Raw genomic sequence first — 14,843 nt, 5'->3', positions numbered from 1 at the left:
CTGTAGACTAAAAGGGAGGTAGGCCCCTTGATAGATGTAAATAACTTTGAATATATGAAGATTGGACTTGCTTCACCTGACAAGATTCGTTCTTGGTCATACGGTGAAGTTAAGAAACCAGAAACAATTAACTATCGTACGTTAAAGCCTGAAAAAGATGGCTTGTTCTGTGAGCGTATTTTCGGACCACAAAAGGACTGGGAATGTCATTGCGGAAAATACAAACGTGTACGTTATAAAGGTGTAGTTTGTGATCGATGTGGTGTTGAAGTAACGCGTGCGAAAGTGCGTCGTGAACGTATGGGTCATATCGAATTAGCTGCTCCTGTATCTCATATTTGGTATTTCAAAGGTATCCCGAGCCGCATGGGACTTGTCTTAGACATGTCCCCTCGCGCGCTTGAAGAAGTAATTTATTTCGCTTCTTATGTTGTAACAGAAAGTGGAGATACACCACTTGATAAGAAGCAATTACTTTCTGAAAAAGAATACCGTGCATATCGTGATCGATATGGTAGCACATTCCAAGCTGCTATGGGTGCAGAAGCGATTAAAAAGCTATTACAAGACATCGATTTAGATAAAGAAGTAGACTTCTTAAAAGAAGAATTAAAAACAGCACAAGGACAACGCCGTACTCGTGCTATTAAACGTCTAGAAGTATTAGAAGCATTCCGTAACTCTGGAAATGAGCCATCTTGGATGATCTTAGATGTTCTACCAGTAATCCCACCAGAACTACGCCCAATGGTACAGTTAGATGGTGGACGTTTTGCTACTTCTGACTTAAACGACTTATACCGTCGTGTAATTAACCGTAACAACCGTTTAAAACGTCTATTGGACTTAGGTGCACCAAGCATTATCGTTCAAAACGAAAAACGTATGTTACAAGAAGCTGTAGACGCATTAATCGATAATGGTCGTCGTGGCCGTCCAGTTACTGGACCGGGTAACCGTCCATTAAAATCACTATCTCACATGCTTAAAGGTAAACAAGGACGTTTCCGTCAAAACTTATTAGGTAAACGTGTTGACTACTCTGGTCGTTCTGTAATCGTTGTAGGACCGAACTTAAAGATGTATCAATGTGGATTACCGAAAGAGATGGCGCTTGAACTGTTCAAACCTTTCGTAATGAAAGAGTTAGTTGAAAAAGGATTAGCACACAACATTAAGAGTGCGAAACGTAAAATCGAGCGTGTACAACCTGAAGTTTGGGACGTTTTAGAATCTGTGATTAAAGAACATCCAGTACTTCTAAACCGTGCACCAACACTTCACCGTCTTGGTATTCAGGCGTTTGAACCTACATTAGTAGAAGGTCGCGCAATCCGTCTTCACCCACTTGTATGTACTGCATACAACGCGGACTTTGACGGTGACCAAATGGCCGTTCACGTACCTTTATCATCAGAAGCACAAGCAGAAGCTCGTCTTCTTATGTTAGCGGCACAAAACATCTTGAACCCGAAAGACGGTAAACCAGTTGTTACTCCATCTCAGGATATGGTATTAGGTAACTACTACTTAACGCTTGAGCGTGAAGGCGCAATCGGTGAAGGTATGGTCTTCAAAGATGCGAACGAAGCATTACTTGCATACCAAAATGGATATGTACATCTTCATACACGTGTTGCAGTAGCTGCAAGCGCAGTAAACAACGCAACATTTACTGAAGAGCAAAAGAGTATGCTTCTATTAACAACAGTTGGTAAATTAATATTTAACGAAATCTTACCAGAGTCGTTCCCTTATATTAATGAACCAACAAATTCAAACCTTGAAAAAGAAACACCAGCGAAATATTTCGTTGAAAAAGGTGCGAACATTAAAGAGATTATTGCTAGTCGCGAAGAAGTGGCGCCATTCAGCAAGAAAATCCTTGGTAACATCATTGCGGAAGTGTTTAAACGTTTCAAAATTACAGAAACGTCTCGCATGCTTGACCGTATGAAAAACTTAGGATTCAAGTACTCTACAAAAGCTGGTATTACAGTTGGGGTATCTGACATTCTTGTATTAGGTGAAAAAGATGAAATTCTCCACGAAGCACAAGCAAAAGTAGATAATGTAATTAAACAATTCCGTCGCGGTTTAATCACGGAAGAAGAACGTTACGATCGCGTTATCTCTATTTGGAGTAATGCAAAAGATGTTATCCAAGGAAAACTGATGAAATCCTTGAATAAACGCAACCCAATCTTCATGATGAGTGATTCCGGTGCCCGTGGTAACGCATCGAACTTTACTCAGCTTGCTGGTATGCGTGGTCTGATGGCCAATCCATCTGGTCGTATCATCGAACTTCCAATCAAATCAAGTTTCCGTGAAGGTTTAACAGTACTTGAGTACTTCATCTCTACGCATGGTGCGCGTAAAGGTCTTGCCGATACAGCACTGAAAACTGCCGATTCTGGTTACTTAACACGTCGTCTTGTTGACGTTGCACAAGATGTAATCGTTCGTGAAGATGATTGTGGAACAGATCGCGGTTTATTAATTGGTGCGATTAAAGAGGGTAATGAAGTTATTGAGTCACTATATGATCGTCTTGTTGGACGTTTTGCAAGAAAAACTGTAAAACATCCTGAAACAGGTGAAGTATTAGTTGCTGAAAATCAATTAATTACTGAAGATATCGCTCATATCGTTGAAAATTCGGGTGTTGAAACTGTAAACATTCGTTCAGCGTTTACGTGTAACACTCGCCACGGTGTATGTAAGAAGTGTTACGGTCGTAACTTAGCAACTGGAACAGACGTAGAGGTAGGGGAAGCGGTAGGTATTATCGCAGCTCAATCTATCGGTGAGCCAGGTACACAGTTAACGATGCGTACGTTCCATACAGGTGGGGTTGCCGGAGATGATATCACTCAAGGTTTACCTCGTATCCAAGAGATCTTCGAAGCTCGTAATCCGAAAGGTCAGGCTGTTATCAGTGAAATCGACGGTGTTATCGCAGCGATCAACGATGTTAAAGATCGCCAAGAAGTGGTTGTACAGGGTGAAGTTGAAGCTCGTACGTATGCTATTCCTTACGGTGCTCGTCTGAAAGTAATTCCAGGACAGAAAATTAGCCACGGTAAAGAGTTAACAGAAGGTTCTATTGATCCGAAAGAATTACTAAAAGTAACGGACATTACGGCAGTTCAAGAATACTTATTACGTGAAGTTCAAAAAGTATACCGTATGCAAGGGGTAGAAATTGGTGACAAACACGTAGAAGTAATGGTACGCCAAATGTTACGTAAAGTACGTGTAAGTGATGCAGGTGAAACAGATGTATTACCAGGAACATTACTAGATATCCATCAGTTTACTGATGCGAATGCGAAGGTGTTACTACAAGGTAAACAACCAGCAACAGCTAGACCTGTTCTACTTGGTATTACAAAAGCTTCACTTGAAACAGATTCATTCTTATCTGCAGCATCGTTCCAAGAAACAACTCGTGTCTTAACTGATGCAGCGATTAAGGGTAAACGTGATGAGCTTCTAGGATTGAAAGAAAATGTTATTATCGGTAAACTTGTTCCTGCTGGAACAGGTATGAATCGTTATCGCAAAGTGGATCTTGTTAAAACAACACAAGATGACATGAATGTAGAAAACGATGAAGTTTATGTGGAACAGTAAAATTTTCCGTCGTAAATTTTGTATAAAAACAGTTAATCCTAGTTGACATTGTATGAGTCAAAATGTTACTATAAGCAAGGTTGCTCCTGAACGATGCTTTGGAGGATATTTATATGTCTTATCAAAAAGTGTCAAATGCTGAAAATGTGGTCGTTGGTCATAAACGCACATTGGAAGCAATCAAAAATGGTATAGTTAAAGAAGTTGTCATTGCAGAAGATGCTGATATGCGGTTAACCCATGTTATCATTCGTACTGCATTGCAACATAACATACCCATAATAAAAGTTGAATCAGTTCGTAAACTTGGAAAAGTTGCGGGGATTCAAGTGGGAGCTTCAGCAATAGGAATAATAAGTTAAAACTGTTTTTGTGAGGAGAGAGCATTTGCTCTCCCTTGCAAAAACTTTGTTTTCAACTAATAATGAACCACCTGGATATGTGGTCATACAAACATGCGAAGGGAGGATAATCAAATGCCTACTATTAACCAATTAGTGAGAAATGGTCGTACTGATAAAGTATGGAAATCTAAATCACCTGCGTTAAACAAAGGTTTTAACTCTTTAAAGAAAAAATCAACTGATATCTCTGCACCTCAAAAACGTGGTGTATGTACTCGTGTTGGTACAATGACTCCAAAGAAACCTAACTCAGCGTTACGTAAATATGCTCGTGTTCGTTTAACAAATGGTATTGAGGTAACAGCATACATCCCAGGTATCGGTCACAACTTACAAGAGCACAGCGTAGTATTAATTCGCGGTGGTCGTGTAAAAGACTTACCAGGGGTACGTTACCACATCGTTCGTGGTGCGCTTGATACAGCTGGTGTTGACAAGCGTATGCAAGGCCGTTCTAAATACGGTACTAAAAAGCCAAAAGCGGCTAAGAAATAATAACTTTTTAATGAAAGGAGGAACTCAATATGCCTCGTAAAGGACCTGTTGCAAAACGTGACGTGTTACCAGATCCAATGTACAATTCGAAACTAGTAACACGCCTTATCAACAAAATGATGGTTGACGGTAAAAAAGGTAAATCTCAAACAATTCTTTATAATGCGTTCGATATCGTAAGCGAACGTACTGGTAAAGAGCCAATGGAAGTATTCGAGCAAGCTCTTAAGAACATTATGCCTGTTCTTGAAGTACGCGCTCGTCGTGTTGGTGGTGCTAACTACCAAGTTCCAGTTGAGGTTCGTCCAGAACGCCGTACAACTTTAGGTCTTCGTTGGTTAGTAAACTACGCTCGTCTTCGTGGTGAAAAAACTATGGAAGAGCGTCTTGCTAACGAAATCTTAGATGCAGCTAACAACGCTGGTGCATCTGTTAAGAAACGTGAAGACACTCATAAAATGGCAGAAGCTAACAAAGCATTTGCTCATTACCGTTGGTAGGATTCAACGTAAAATAAATGTAAGCATAAACCGCTTTATTTGTCGCTTATGGAAGTGTGGAGAGGGAGAATGCCTCTCCCTTTCGTTGGGCGCTCGTTTTACATAATGAGAGTACTGGACATACTGACATGTGTAACAATATAAAGTGGCTTTTTTGCTACTTAAAATAAAAAATCCAATCCATATATGGAAGGAGCAAGACACCAAATGGCAAGAGAGTTCTCTTTAGAAAACACTCGTAATATTGGTATCATGGCTCACATCGATGCTGGTAAAACAACAGCTACTGAGCGTATTCTGTACTACACAGGACGTATTCACAAAATCGGTGAAACTCACGAAGGTGCATCTCAGATGGACTGGATGGAGCAAGAGCAAGAGCGTGGTATCACAATTACTTCTGCTGCAACTACAGCACAATGGAAAGGTCACCGTGTAAACATCATTGACACTCCAGGTCACGTAGATTTCACAGTAGAAGTAGAACGTTCTTTACGCGTACTTGATGGCGCGGTAGCAGTACTTGATGCACAATCTGGTGTAGAACCACAAACAGAAACTGTTTGGCGTCAGGCTACTACTTACGGCGTACCTCGTATCGTATTCGTTAACAAAATGGATAAAATCGGTGCAGACTTCTTATACTCTGTAGGAACAATCCACGATCGTTTACAAGCAAACGCACACCCAATTCAGTTACCAATCGGTGCTGAAGATGAGTTCAATGGTATCATTGACCTTGTTGAAGAATGTGCTTACATGTACGGTAACGATTTAGGAACAGACATTCAACGTGTTGAAATTCCTGAAGAGCATAAAGAACTAGCTGAAGAATACCGTGGAAAACTTATTGAAGCGGTAGCTGAGCTTGATGAAGAAATGATGATGAAGTACCTAGAAGGTGAAGAAATCACTGTAGAAGAGCTTAAAGCTGGTATCCGTAAGGCTACAACTTCTGTAGAATTCTTCCCAGTAATCTGTGGTTCTGCATTCAAAAACAAAGGTGTTCAAATTCTGTTAGACGCAGTTATCGACTACCTACCATCTCCATTAGATGTACCTGCTATTAAAGGTACTCTTCCGGATACAGATGAAGAAGTAGAACGTAAGTCTAGCGATGAAGAGCCTTTCTCAGCACTAGCATTCAAAATCATGACTGACCCTTATGTTGGTAAGTTAACGTTCTTCCGTGTGTACTCTGGTGTGTTAAACTCTGGATCATACGTGAAAAACTCAACTAAAGGTAAGCGTGAGCGTGTAGGTCGTATCCTACAAATGCATGCTAACAGCCGTGAAGAGATTTCAACAGTTTACGCTGGTGATATCGCTGCTGCTGTAGGTTTAAAAGATACTACTACTGGTGATACTCTTTGTGACGAGAAGAGTCTTGTTATCCTTGAGTCTATGGAATTCCCAGAGCCAGTTATCTCTGTAGCTATCGAACCAAAATCAAAAGCTGACCAAGATAAAATGGGTACAGCATTATCTAAGCTTTCTGAAGAAGATCCAACATTCCGTGCTCACACTGACCAAGAAACTGGCCAAACAATCATCGCTGGTATGGGTGAACTTCACCTTGATATCATCGTTGACCGTATGCGCCGTGAATTCAAAGTTGAAGCAAACGTTGGTGCTCCTCAGGTAGCATACCGTGAAACTTTCCGCGCTGCTGCGAAAGTTGAAGGTAAGTTCGCTCGTCAATCTGGTGGTCGTGGACAATTCGGTCACGTTTGGATTGAGTTTGAACCTAACGAAGAAGGTAAAGGATTCGAATTCGAAAACAAGATCGTCGGTGGTGTTGTTCCACGTGAATACATCCCAGCTGTAGGCGCAGGTCTTGAAGATGCACTTAAAAATGGTGTACTTGCTGGATATCCAGTAGTAGACATTAAAGCTGCATTAGTTGACGGATCTTACCATGATGTCGATTCATCTGAGATGGCGTTCAAAATCGCTGCATCTATGGCACTTAAAGCTGCGGTTTCTAAATGTAACCCAGTAATTCTTGAGCCAATGATGAAAGTTGAAGTTGTAATTCCTGAAGAGTACATGGGTGACATTATGGGTGACGTAACATCTCGTCGTGGACGTGTAGAAGGTATGGAAGCTCGCGGTAACGCTCAAGTTGTTCGCGCTATGGTTCCACTTTCTGAAATGTTCGGTTATGCAACGTCATTACGTTCTAACACTCAAGGACGCGGAACATTCTCTATGGTGTTTGACCACTATGAAGAAGTACCAAAGTCTGTTTCTGAAGAAATTATCAAAAAAAATAAAGGTGAATAATTGATTTTTATCGATTCTTCACGTATAACTACTTATGTAAGCTTAGAAAGTGGGACGCAAGTTTCACTTTCTAGCCTAAATATAAAATAACCTATATAAACTAAGGAGGAATTTAGAATGGCTAAAGCTAAATTCGAACGTTCTAAACCCCATGTTAACATCGGTACAATCGGCCACGTTGACCATGGTAAAACTACATTAACTGCTGCGATCACTACAGTACTTGCAAAAGCTGGTGGTGCTGAAGCACGCGGATACGATCAAATCGATGCTGCTCCAGAAGAAAGAGAGCGCGGTATCACAATCTCAACTGCACACGTTGAGTACGAAACTGAAACTCGTCACTATGCACACGTTGACTGCCCAGGTCACGCTGACTATGTTAAAAACATGATCACTGGTGCTGCTCAAATGGACGGCGGTATCTTAGTAGTATCTGCTGCTGATGGCCCAATGCCTCAAACTCGTGAGCACATCCTTCTTTCTCGTCAAGTAGGTGTACCTTACATCGTTGTATTCTTAAACAAATGCGACATGGTAGACGACGAAGAATTATTAGAATTAGTAGAAATGGAAGTTCGCGACCTATTATCTGAATACGGATTCCCAGGCGACGACATTCCTGTAATCAAAGGTTCTGCTCTTAAAGCTCTTCAAGGAGAAGCTGATTGGGAAGCAAAAATCATTGAATTAATGGCTGAAGTTGATGCTTACATCCCAACTCCAGAACGTGAAACTGACAAACCATTCTTAATGCCTGTAGAGGACGTATTCTCTATCACAGGTCGTGGTACAGTTGCTACTGGTCGTGTTGAGCGCGGTATCGTTAAAGTTGGTGACGTAGTAGAAATCATCGGTCTTGCTGAAGAAAATGCTTCTACAACTGTAACTGGTGTAGAGATGTTCCGTAAACTTCTTGACCAAGCTCAAGCTGGAGACAACATCGGTGCTTTACTTCGTGGGGTTGCTCGTGAAGACATCCAACGTGGACAAGTACTTGCAAAAAGCGGTTCTGTAAAAGCTCACGCTAAATTCAAAGCTGAAGTTTTCGTATTATCTAAAGAAGAAGGTGGACGTCACACTCCATTCTTCGCTAACTACCGTCCTCAGTTCTACTTCCGTACAACTGACGTAACTGGTATCATCCAATTACCAGAAGGTACTGAAATGGTAATGCCTGGTGACAACATCGAAATGACTATCGAACTTATCGCTCCAATCGCTATCGAAGAGGGAACTAAATTCTCTATTCGTGAAGGTGGACGTACAGTAGGTTACGGTGTAGTTGCTACTATCGTTGAGTAATCTTAACTGATATAAAAAACCCCGAGGGATTTTCCCTTGGGGTTTTTGTTTGCATTTATATAATAAACAAAATGATTATTTCATGTTTTGACGAGTTTCTTCTATAGTAATGTGAAATCACTAAAACCTAAACCCAGAAACTGTAAAATGAATTCTGCTAGATGAAAACTTGAAATTCTTTAAAGTGCCATGTATAATAGCAAAAGTAGAGAAAAGCAGATGCAAACAAAAAGATGCTTGCATCTAGACGAATAACATTGTATAATAGACAATGTTGGTCTTTGACTGCGATGAAGTGGAAGGTTGCTGACACACCCGGCCGCTTTGCCATGGCATGGTGTGGGGAAATTTCCATGGAGAAGGTCTATTTTAGAAATAGGCGAACGAAGGAGGGAAAATAATGGCAAAAGAAAAAATTCGTATCCGTTTAAAAGCTTACGATCACCGTATTCTTGATCAGTCAGCTGAGAAAATTGTAGAAACAGCTAAGCGTTCTGGGGCAACAGTTTCTGGTCCGATCCCATTACCAACTGAAAAAACTGTTTACACAATTCTTCGTGCTGTTCATAAGTACAAAGATTCTCGTGAGCAATTCGAAATGCGCACGCACAAACGTCTAATCGACATCGTGAGTCCTACTCCACAAACAGTAGATTCATTAATGCGTTTAGACTTACCATCTGGTGTAGATATCGAAATCAAACTATAATTTATATAACTTAAAAATGTAGGAGGTGTAACTCATGACCAAAGGAATCTTAGGAAGAAAGATCGGTATGACTCAAGTATTTGCTGAGAACGGTGAGTTAATCCCAGTAACAGTTATCGCTGCTAATCCAAACGTTGTTCTTCAAAAGAAAACAACTGAAACTGATGGCTACAACGCAATTCAGTTAGGATTTGAAGATAAGCGTGAAAAGTTAACTAACAAACCTGAACAAGGCCACACTGCTAAAGCATCTACAACTCCTAAGCGCTTCATTCGCGAAATCCGCGATGCAGACGTGGACGGATTAGAGGTTGGTCAAGAGGTAAAAGTTGACGTATTCGCTACAGGTGAAATCGTTGATGTAACAGGAATTTCTAAAGGTAAAGGTTTCCAAGGTGTTATCAAACGCCACGGACAATCTCGCGGACCTATGTCTCATGGTTCTCGCTATCACCGTCGTCCAGGTTCAATGGGCCCAGTTGCTCCGAACCGTGTATTCAAAGGCAAAAAACTTGCTGGACGTATGGGTGGAGACCAAGTTACTATCCAAAACTTAGAAATCGTTCAAGTTGACACTGAGCGCAACTTATTACTAGTAAAAGGTAACGTTCCAGGTGCTAAGAAATCTCTTGTAGTTGTTCAAGGCGCTGTGAAGGTTAGCAAATAATTCACAATAGGAAGGAGGAATTCCAATGCCAAAAGTTACTGTATATAACCAAACTGGTTCACAGGTTGGTGAAATCGAATTAGCTGAAGCTATTTTCGGTATCGAACCAAATGAAGCTGTACTTTTCGAAGCTGTAATGATGCAACGTGCATCTTTACGTCAAGGTACACACAAAGTAAAAACTCGCTCTGAAGTTCGCGGTGGTGGTCGTAAACCATGGCGTCAAAAAGGAACTGGACGTGCTCGTCAAGGGTCTATCCGCTCTCCTCAATGGCGTGGTGGTGGTACGGTATTCGGACCTACACCAAGAAGCTATGCGTACAAACTTCCTAAGAAAGTTCGTCGTTTAGCAATCAAATCTGCATTAGCTACTAAAGTAGTTGAGAACAACATTGTAGTTCTTGAAGACCTAGTGTTAAATGCACCAAAAACAAAAGATATGCTAGCAGTACTTAAAGGATTAACTGTTGAGAAGAAAGCTCTTATCGTAACTGCTGATGCAAACGAATCTGTAGAGTTATCTGCTCGCAATATCCCTGGAGTAACAGTAATCACTGCTGATGGCGTAAACGTTTTAGACGTGCTTCATCATGATAAGCTAATCATGACAAAAGCGGCAGTGGAAAAAGTAGAGGAGGTGCTTGCATAATGAGAGATCCTCGTGATATCATTAAGCGCCCAGTTATCACTGAACGTTCTATGGAAATGATGGCTGAAAAAAAATACACGTTCGATGTGGACGTTAAATCTAATAAAACAGAAGTTAAAGATGCTCTAGAAGCGATCTTTGGTGTTAAAGTAGAAAAAGTGAACATCATGAACTACAAGCCGAAAGCAAAACGCGTTGGTCGTCACGCTGGTTTTACTAGCCGTCGTCGTAAAGCAATCGTTAAGCTAACTGCTGACAGCAAAGAAATCGAAATCTTCCAAGGCGTTTAATTCTTACTAAAGAAGGAGGGAAATTGAGATGGGAATTAAAAAGTATAATCCAACTACTAACGGTCGTCGTAACATGACTACGAATGATTTCGCTGAAATCACGACTGACAGACCCGAAAAGTCTTTACTTGCTCCTTTAAGCAAAAAGGCTGGTCGTAATAACCAAGGTAAAATCACTGTACGTCATCAAGGTGGCGGACATAAGCGTCAATACCGTATCATCGACTTCAAACGTAACAAAGATGGAATTCCAGGACGCGTTGCTACGATCGAATACGATCCAAACCGCTCTGCGAATATCGCATTAATTAACTACGTTGACGGTGAAAAACGTTACATTCTTGCTCCTAAGAACTTAGAAGTAGGTATGGAAATTATGTCTGGCGCTGAAGCTGACATTAAAATCGGTAACGCATTACCATTAATCAACATTCCAGTAGGTACTGTTGTTCATAACATCGAGCTTAAACCAGGTCGTGGTGGACAATTAGTTCGTTCTGCTGGTACATCTGCACAAGTACTTGGTAAAGAAGGTAAATACGTTCTTGTACGTTTAACTTCTGGTGAAGTGCGTCTTGTATTATCTGCTTGTCGTGCAACTGTAGGTCAAGTTGGTAACGAGTCACACGAACTTATCAAGATCGGTAAAGCTGGTCGCTCTCGCTGGTTAGGTAAGCGCCCAACTGTTCGTGGTTCTGTAATGAACCCAGTTGATCACCCACACGGTGGTGGTGAAGGACGTTCACCAATCGGACGTAAGTCTCCAATGTCTCCATGGGGTAAACCAACTCTTGGATTCAAAACTCGTAAGAAAAATAAAGCGTCTGACAAATTCATCGTTCGTCGTCGTAAAAAATAATGGGATTGTAGTACGGTTCACTTTAAGAACCGTACGGCAATCACGAAGGGAGGCACCAAAATGGCTCGTAGCTTGAAAAAAGGACCATTTGTCGATGATCATTTAATGAGTAAAATTGCAAAGCTAAATGAAACTGAGCAAAAGCAAGTTGTTAAAACTTGGTCTCGTCGTTCAACGATCTTCCCTCAGTTCATCGGTCACACAATCGCTGTATATGACGGTCGTAAACATGTACCTGTATATGTTACTGAAGACATGGTAGGCCACAAGTTAGGTGAATTCGCACCAACTCGTACGTATAAAGGTCATGATGCTGACGATAAGAAAACTAGAAGATAATGAGAGGAGGCACTTCAATGCAAGCTAAAGCAGTAGCGAGAACAGTTCGTATTGCTCCTCGTAAAGTTCGTTTAGTTGTAGACTTAATCCGAGGTAAGCAAGTGGGTGAAGCGATTGCTATCCTTAACCACACACCAAAAACTGCTTCTCCAGTTGTAGAAAAAGTTTTAAAATCTGCAATCGCAAATGCAGAGCACAATTATGAAATGGACATCAACAGCCTAGTTGTTGAGAAAGTTTTCGTTGACGAAGGTCCAACGTTAAAACGTTTCCGTCCACGTGCAATGGGTCGTGCAAGCCAAATTAACAAACGCACAAGCCACATCACAGTTGTGGTATCAGAAAAGAAGGAGGGATAATCGATGGGTCAAAAGGTTAATCCAATTGGTCTTCGTGTCGGCGTTATCCGTGACTGGGAATCTCGTTGGTTCGCTGAGAAAGATTACGCTACATTATTACATGAAGACATCAAAATCCGTGAGTACATTAATGTACGCTTAAAAGATTCTGCTGTTGCTAAAGTAGAAATCGAACGTGCAGCAAATCGTGTAAATGTTACAATTCACACTGCAAAACCTGGTATGGTAATTGGTAAAGGTGGTACTGAAGTTGAAGCACTTCGTAAAGCTCTTAACCAATTAACAGGCAAGCGTGTACACATCAACATTTTAGAAGTTAAGAGAGCTGATCTTAACGCTAAATTAGTAGGCGAAAACATCGCTCGTCAATTAGAAAACCGTGTATCATTCCGTCGTGCACAAAAGCAAGTTATTCAACGTGCTATGCGTGCAGGTGCTAAAGGTATTAAAACACAGGTTTCTGGTCGTCTTGGCGGAGCTGATATCGCTCGTGCAGAATCTTACAGTGAAGGAACTGTTCCACTTCATACACTTCGCGCTGATATTGACTATGCAGCAGTTGAAGCTGATACAACATACGGTAAATTAGGCGTAAAAGTATGGATCTACCGTGGAGAAGTCCTTCCTACAAAAAAGAAAGCTTCTGAGGAAGGAGGAAAATAATATGTTAATGCCAAAACGCGTAAAATATCGTAGAGAGCATCGTGGTAAAATGCGTGGTCGTGCTAAAGGTGGAACTGAAGTAGCTTTCGGTGAATTCGGTTTACAAGCACAAGCTGCTTCATGGATTACAAACCGTCAAATCGAAGCTGCTCGTCGTGCAATGACTCGTTACATGAAACGTGGCGGTAAAGTATGGATTAAAATTTTCCCTTCTAAACCTTACACTGCAAAACCTCTAGAAGTACGTATGGGTTCCGGTAAAGGGGCACCAGAAGGCTGGGTAGCAGTAGTAAAACCTGGGAAAATTATGTTCGAAATCGCGGGTGTATCTGAAGAGGTAGCACGCGAAGCATTACGTCTTGCAGCTCACAAGTTACCTGTGAAATGTAAATTCGTAAAACGTGAAGAAAATGGTGGTGAATCTAATGAAAACTAATGATATTCGTGAATTAACCACTGCCGAAATCGAAACAAAAGTTAAAGCTTTAAAGGAAGAGTTGTTTAATCTTCGCTTCCAACTTGCTACAGGACAATTAGAGAATCCAACTCGCATTCGTGAAGTGCGTAAGGCAATTGCTCGTATGAAAACTGTAGTTCGTGAAAGAGAGATCGGAATTAATCGATAAATTGAGGGGAGGTTTGCATAGTGAGCGAACGTAACCAACGCAAAGTTTATACTGGTCGTGTAGTGTCTGACAAAATGGACAAAACGATTACAGTTTTAGTTGAAACTTACAAAACTCATTCCTTGTACGGAAAACGTGTTAAGTATTCTAAGAAGTACAAAGCCCATGATGAGCAAAACCAAGCGAAACTTGGCGATATCGTAAAAATCATGGAAACTCGCCCGCTTTCTGCTACTAAGCGTTTCCGTTTAGTTGAAATCGTTGAAGAAGCGGTTATTATCTAAATAGACGAATCGGAATTTTTAGTCCGAAGGGAGGTTTCATAACATGATCCAACAAGAATCTCGTTTGAAAGTTGCTGACAACTCTGGTGCACGTGAACTTTTAACAATTAAAGTATTAGGCGGCTCTGGTCGTAAATATGCTAACATTGGTGACATTATCGTTGCTACGGTAAAACAAGCAACACCAGGTGGCGTTGTTAAAAAAGGTGACGTTGTTAAAGCAGTAGTAGTACGTACGAAGAGCGGTGCTCGTCGTCCGGATGGTTCTTACATCAAATTTGATGAAAACGCAGCGGTTATCATTAAAGACGATAAGAGCCCACGTGGTACTCGTATCTTCGGACCAGTAGCTCGTGAATTACGTGATAGCAACTTCATGAAGATCGTTTCTTTAGCTCCAGAAGTTCTATAATTTAAGGTATTGCCTTGCTAAGGAGGTGCAGAATTAAGATGCATGTAAAAAAAGGTGATAAAGTACAGGTAATCACTGGTAAAGACAAAGGAAAACAAGGCGTTATCCTTGTGGCTTTCCCAAAGCAAAACCGTGTTATCGTTGAGGGTGTCAATATCGTTAAGAAGCACTCTAAGCCATCTCAATTAAATCCACAAGGTGGAATTATTACTAAAGAAGCACCTATTCACGTTTCTAACGTTATGATTTTAGATCCGAAAACAGGTGAACCTACTCGCGTAGGCTTCAAAGTAGAAGATGGTAAAAAAGTTCGTATTGCAAAAAAATCTGGTGAATTATTAGATAAATAATTTTCTT

The 14,843-nt window shown here is 40.9% G+C and carries 19 protein-coding genes; all 19 read left to right on the top strand.

Features of this window, described 5'->3' with window-relative positions; translation table 11 throughout:
• Positions 1 to 27: 27 nt before the first annotated feature.
• The 19 genes from rpoC (at position 28) to rplX (ending at position 14,836) form a co-directional block, all read left to right on the top strand.
• Positions 28 to 3,639 carry a DNA-directed RNA polymerase subunit beta' gene (gene rpoC, locus MR079_RS11175; protein WP_000567937.1) on the top strand — a complete coding sequence of 1,204 codons (3,612 nt, stop codon included), beginning with the start codon at positions 28 to 30 and terminating at the stop codon, positions 3,637 to 3,639.
• 113 nt (positions 3,640 to 3,752) lie between these two features.
• Complete coding sequence (locus MR079_RS11170) at positions 3,753 to 4,001, top strand: ribosomal L7Ae/L30e/S12e/Gadd45 family protein (RefSeq protein WP_087951330.1); 249 nt, start codon at positions 3,753 to 3,755, stop codon at positions 3,999 to 4,001.
• Positions 4,002 to 4,115: 114 nt separating this feature from the next.
• Positions 4,116 to 4,538: a 30S ribosomal protein S12 gene (gene rpsL, locus MR079_RS11165; RefSeq protein WP_001142340.1), complete on the top strand. Its 423-nt coding sequence runs from the start codon at positions 4,116 to 4,118 to the stop codon at positions 4,536 to 4,538.
• 29 nt (positions 4,539 to 4,567) lie between these two features.
• Complete coding sequence (gene rpsG, locus MR079_RS11160) at positions 4,568 to 5,038, top strand: 30S ribosomal protein S7 (RefSeq protein ID WP_001137493.1); 471 nt, start codon at positions 4,568 to 4,570, stop codon at positions 5,036 to 5,038.
• A 207-nt stretch (positions 5,039 to 5,245) separates the two neighbouring features.
• A complete protein-coding gene (gene fusA, locus MR079_RS11155) occupies positions 5,246 to 7,324 on the top strand; it encodes an elongation factor G (protein ID WP_000090372.1) in 2,079 nt (692 codons plus the stop codon).
• Between the two features lie 117 nt (positions 7,325 to 7,441).
• Positions 7,442 to 8,629 carry an elongation factor Tu gene (gene tuf / locus MR079_RS11150; RefSeq protein ID WP_001029614.1) on the top strand — a complete coding sequence of 396 codons (1,188 nt, stop codon included), beginning with the start codon at positions 7,442 to 7,444 and terminating at the stop codon, positions 8,627 to 8,629.
• A 400-nt stretch (positions 8,630 to 9,029) separates the two neighbouring features.
• Positions 9,030 to 9,338, top strand: a complete 309-nt coding sequence (rpsJ, locus tag MR079_RS11145) for a 30S ribosomal protein S10 (RefSeq protein ID WP_001040596.1) — start codon at positions 9,030 to 9,032, stop codon at positions 9,336 to 9,338.
• 34 nt (positions 9,339 to 9,372) lie between these two features.
• A complete protein-coding gene (gene rplC / locus MR079_RS11140) occupies positions 9,373 to 10,005 on the top strand; it encodes a 50S ribosomal protein L3 (RefSeq protein WP_000160207.1) in 633 nt (210 codons plus the stop codon).
• 25 nt (positions 10,006 to 10,030) lie between these two features.
• The gene (gene rplD, locus MR079_RS11135) at positions 10,031 to 10,654 is read left to right on the top strand and encodes a 50S ribosomal protein L4 (protein ID WP_001127258.1); all 624 of its coding nucleotides are present in this window, start codon (positions 10,031 to 10,033) and stop codon (positions 10,652 to 10,654) included.
• Positions 10,654 to 10,944 carry a 50S ribosomal protein L23 gene (rplW, locus tag MR079_RS11130; protein WP_001205558.1) on the top strand — a complete coding sequence of 97 codons (291 nt, stop codon included), beginning with the start codon at positions 10,654 to 10,656 and terminating at the stop codon, positions 10,942 to 10,944. The genes rplD and rplW overlap by 1 nt, the downstream gene beginning before the upstream one ends.
• A gap of 28 nt (positions 10,945 to 10,972) precedes the next feature.
• A complete protein-coding gene (gene rplB, locus MR079_RS11125; protein ID WP_000511580.1) occupies positions 10,973 to 11,803 on the top strand; it encodes a 50S ribosomal protein L2 in 831 nt (276 codons plus the stop codon).
• 60 nt (positions 11,804 to 11,863) lie between these two features.
• Positions 11,864 to 12,142, top strand: coding sequence for a 30S ribosomal protein S19 (gene rpsS / locus MR079_RS11120; protein ID WP_000124453.1), 279 nt, complete (start codon positions 11,864 to 11,866; stop codon positions 12,140 to 12,142).
• A 17-nt stretch (positions 12,143 to 12,159) separates the two neighbouring features.
• Positions 12,160 to 12,501, top strand: a complete 342-nt coding sequence (gene rplV, locus MR079_RS11115) for a 50S ribosomal protein L22 (protein ID WP_001148025.1) — start codon at positions 12,160 to 12,162, stop codon at positions 12,499 to 12,501.
• 3 nt (positions 12,502 to 12,504) lie between these two features.
• A complete protein-coding gene (rpsC, locus tag MR079_RS11110) occupies positions 12,505 to 13,164 on the top strand; it encodes a 30S ribosomal protein S3 (protein WP_000529956.1) in 660 nt (219 codons plus the stop codon).
• A 1-nt stretch (position 13,165) separates the two neighbouring features.
• Positions 13,166 to 13,600 carry a 50S ribosomal protein L16 gene (gene rplP, locus MR079_RS11105; RefSeq protein WP_000928971.1) on the top strand — a complete coding sequence of 145 codons (435 nt, stop codon included), beginning with the start codon at positions 13,166 to 13,168 and terminating at the stop codon, positions 13,598 to 13,600.
• Entirely contained in the window at positions 13,590 to 13,790 is a 201-nt protein-coding gene (rpmC, locus tag MR079_RS11100) for a 50S ribosomal protein L29 (RefSeq protein WP_000855718.1), read from the top strand. The genes rplP and rpmC overlap by 11 nt, the downstream gene beginning before the upstream one ends.
• Positions 13,791 to 13,810: 20 nt before the next feature.
• Positions 13,811 to 14,074, top strand: coding sequence for a 30S ribosomal protein S17 (gene rpsQ, locus MR079_RS11095; RefSeq protein WP_000004106.1), 264 nt, complete (start codon positions 13,811 to 13,813; stop codon positions 14,072 to 14,074).
• A gap of 43 nt (positions 14,075 to 14,117) precedes the next feature.
• On the top strand, positions 14,118 to 14,486 hold the full coding sequence (gene rplN / locus MR079_RS11090) for a 50S ribosomal protein L14 (protein ID WP_000615912.1): 369 nt from the start codon (positions 14,118 to 14,120) through the stop codon (positions 14,484 to 14,486).
• A 38-nt stretch (positions 14,487 to 14,524) separates the two neighbouring features.
• Positions 14,525 to 14,836, top strand: coding sequence for a 50S ribosomal protein L24 (gene rplX, locus MR079_RS11085; protein ID WP_000558200.1), 312 nt, complete (start codon positions 14,525 to 14,527; stop codon positions 14,834 to 14,836).
• Positions 14,837 to 14,843 lie beyond the last annotated feature (7 nt).

The sequence above is a fragment of the Bacillus cereus group sp. BfR-BA-01381 genome (genome assembly GCF_022663555.1).
In the GTDB taxonomy this organism is placed as follows: Bacteria; Bacillota; Bacilli; order Bacillales; family Bacillaceae_G; genus Bacillus_A; species Bacillus_A pacificus.
This window is presented reverse-complemented; position numbering and strand designations above follow the sequence as displayed.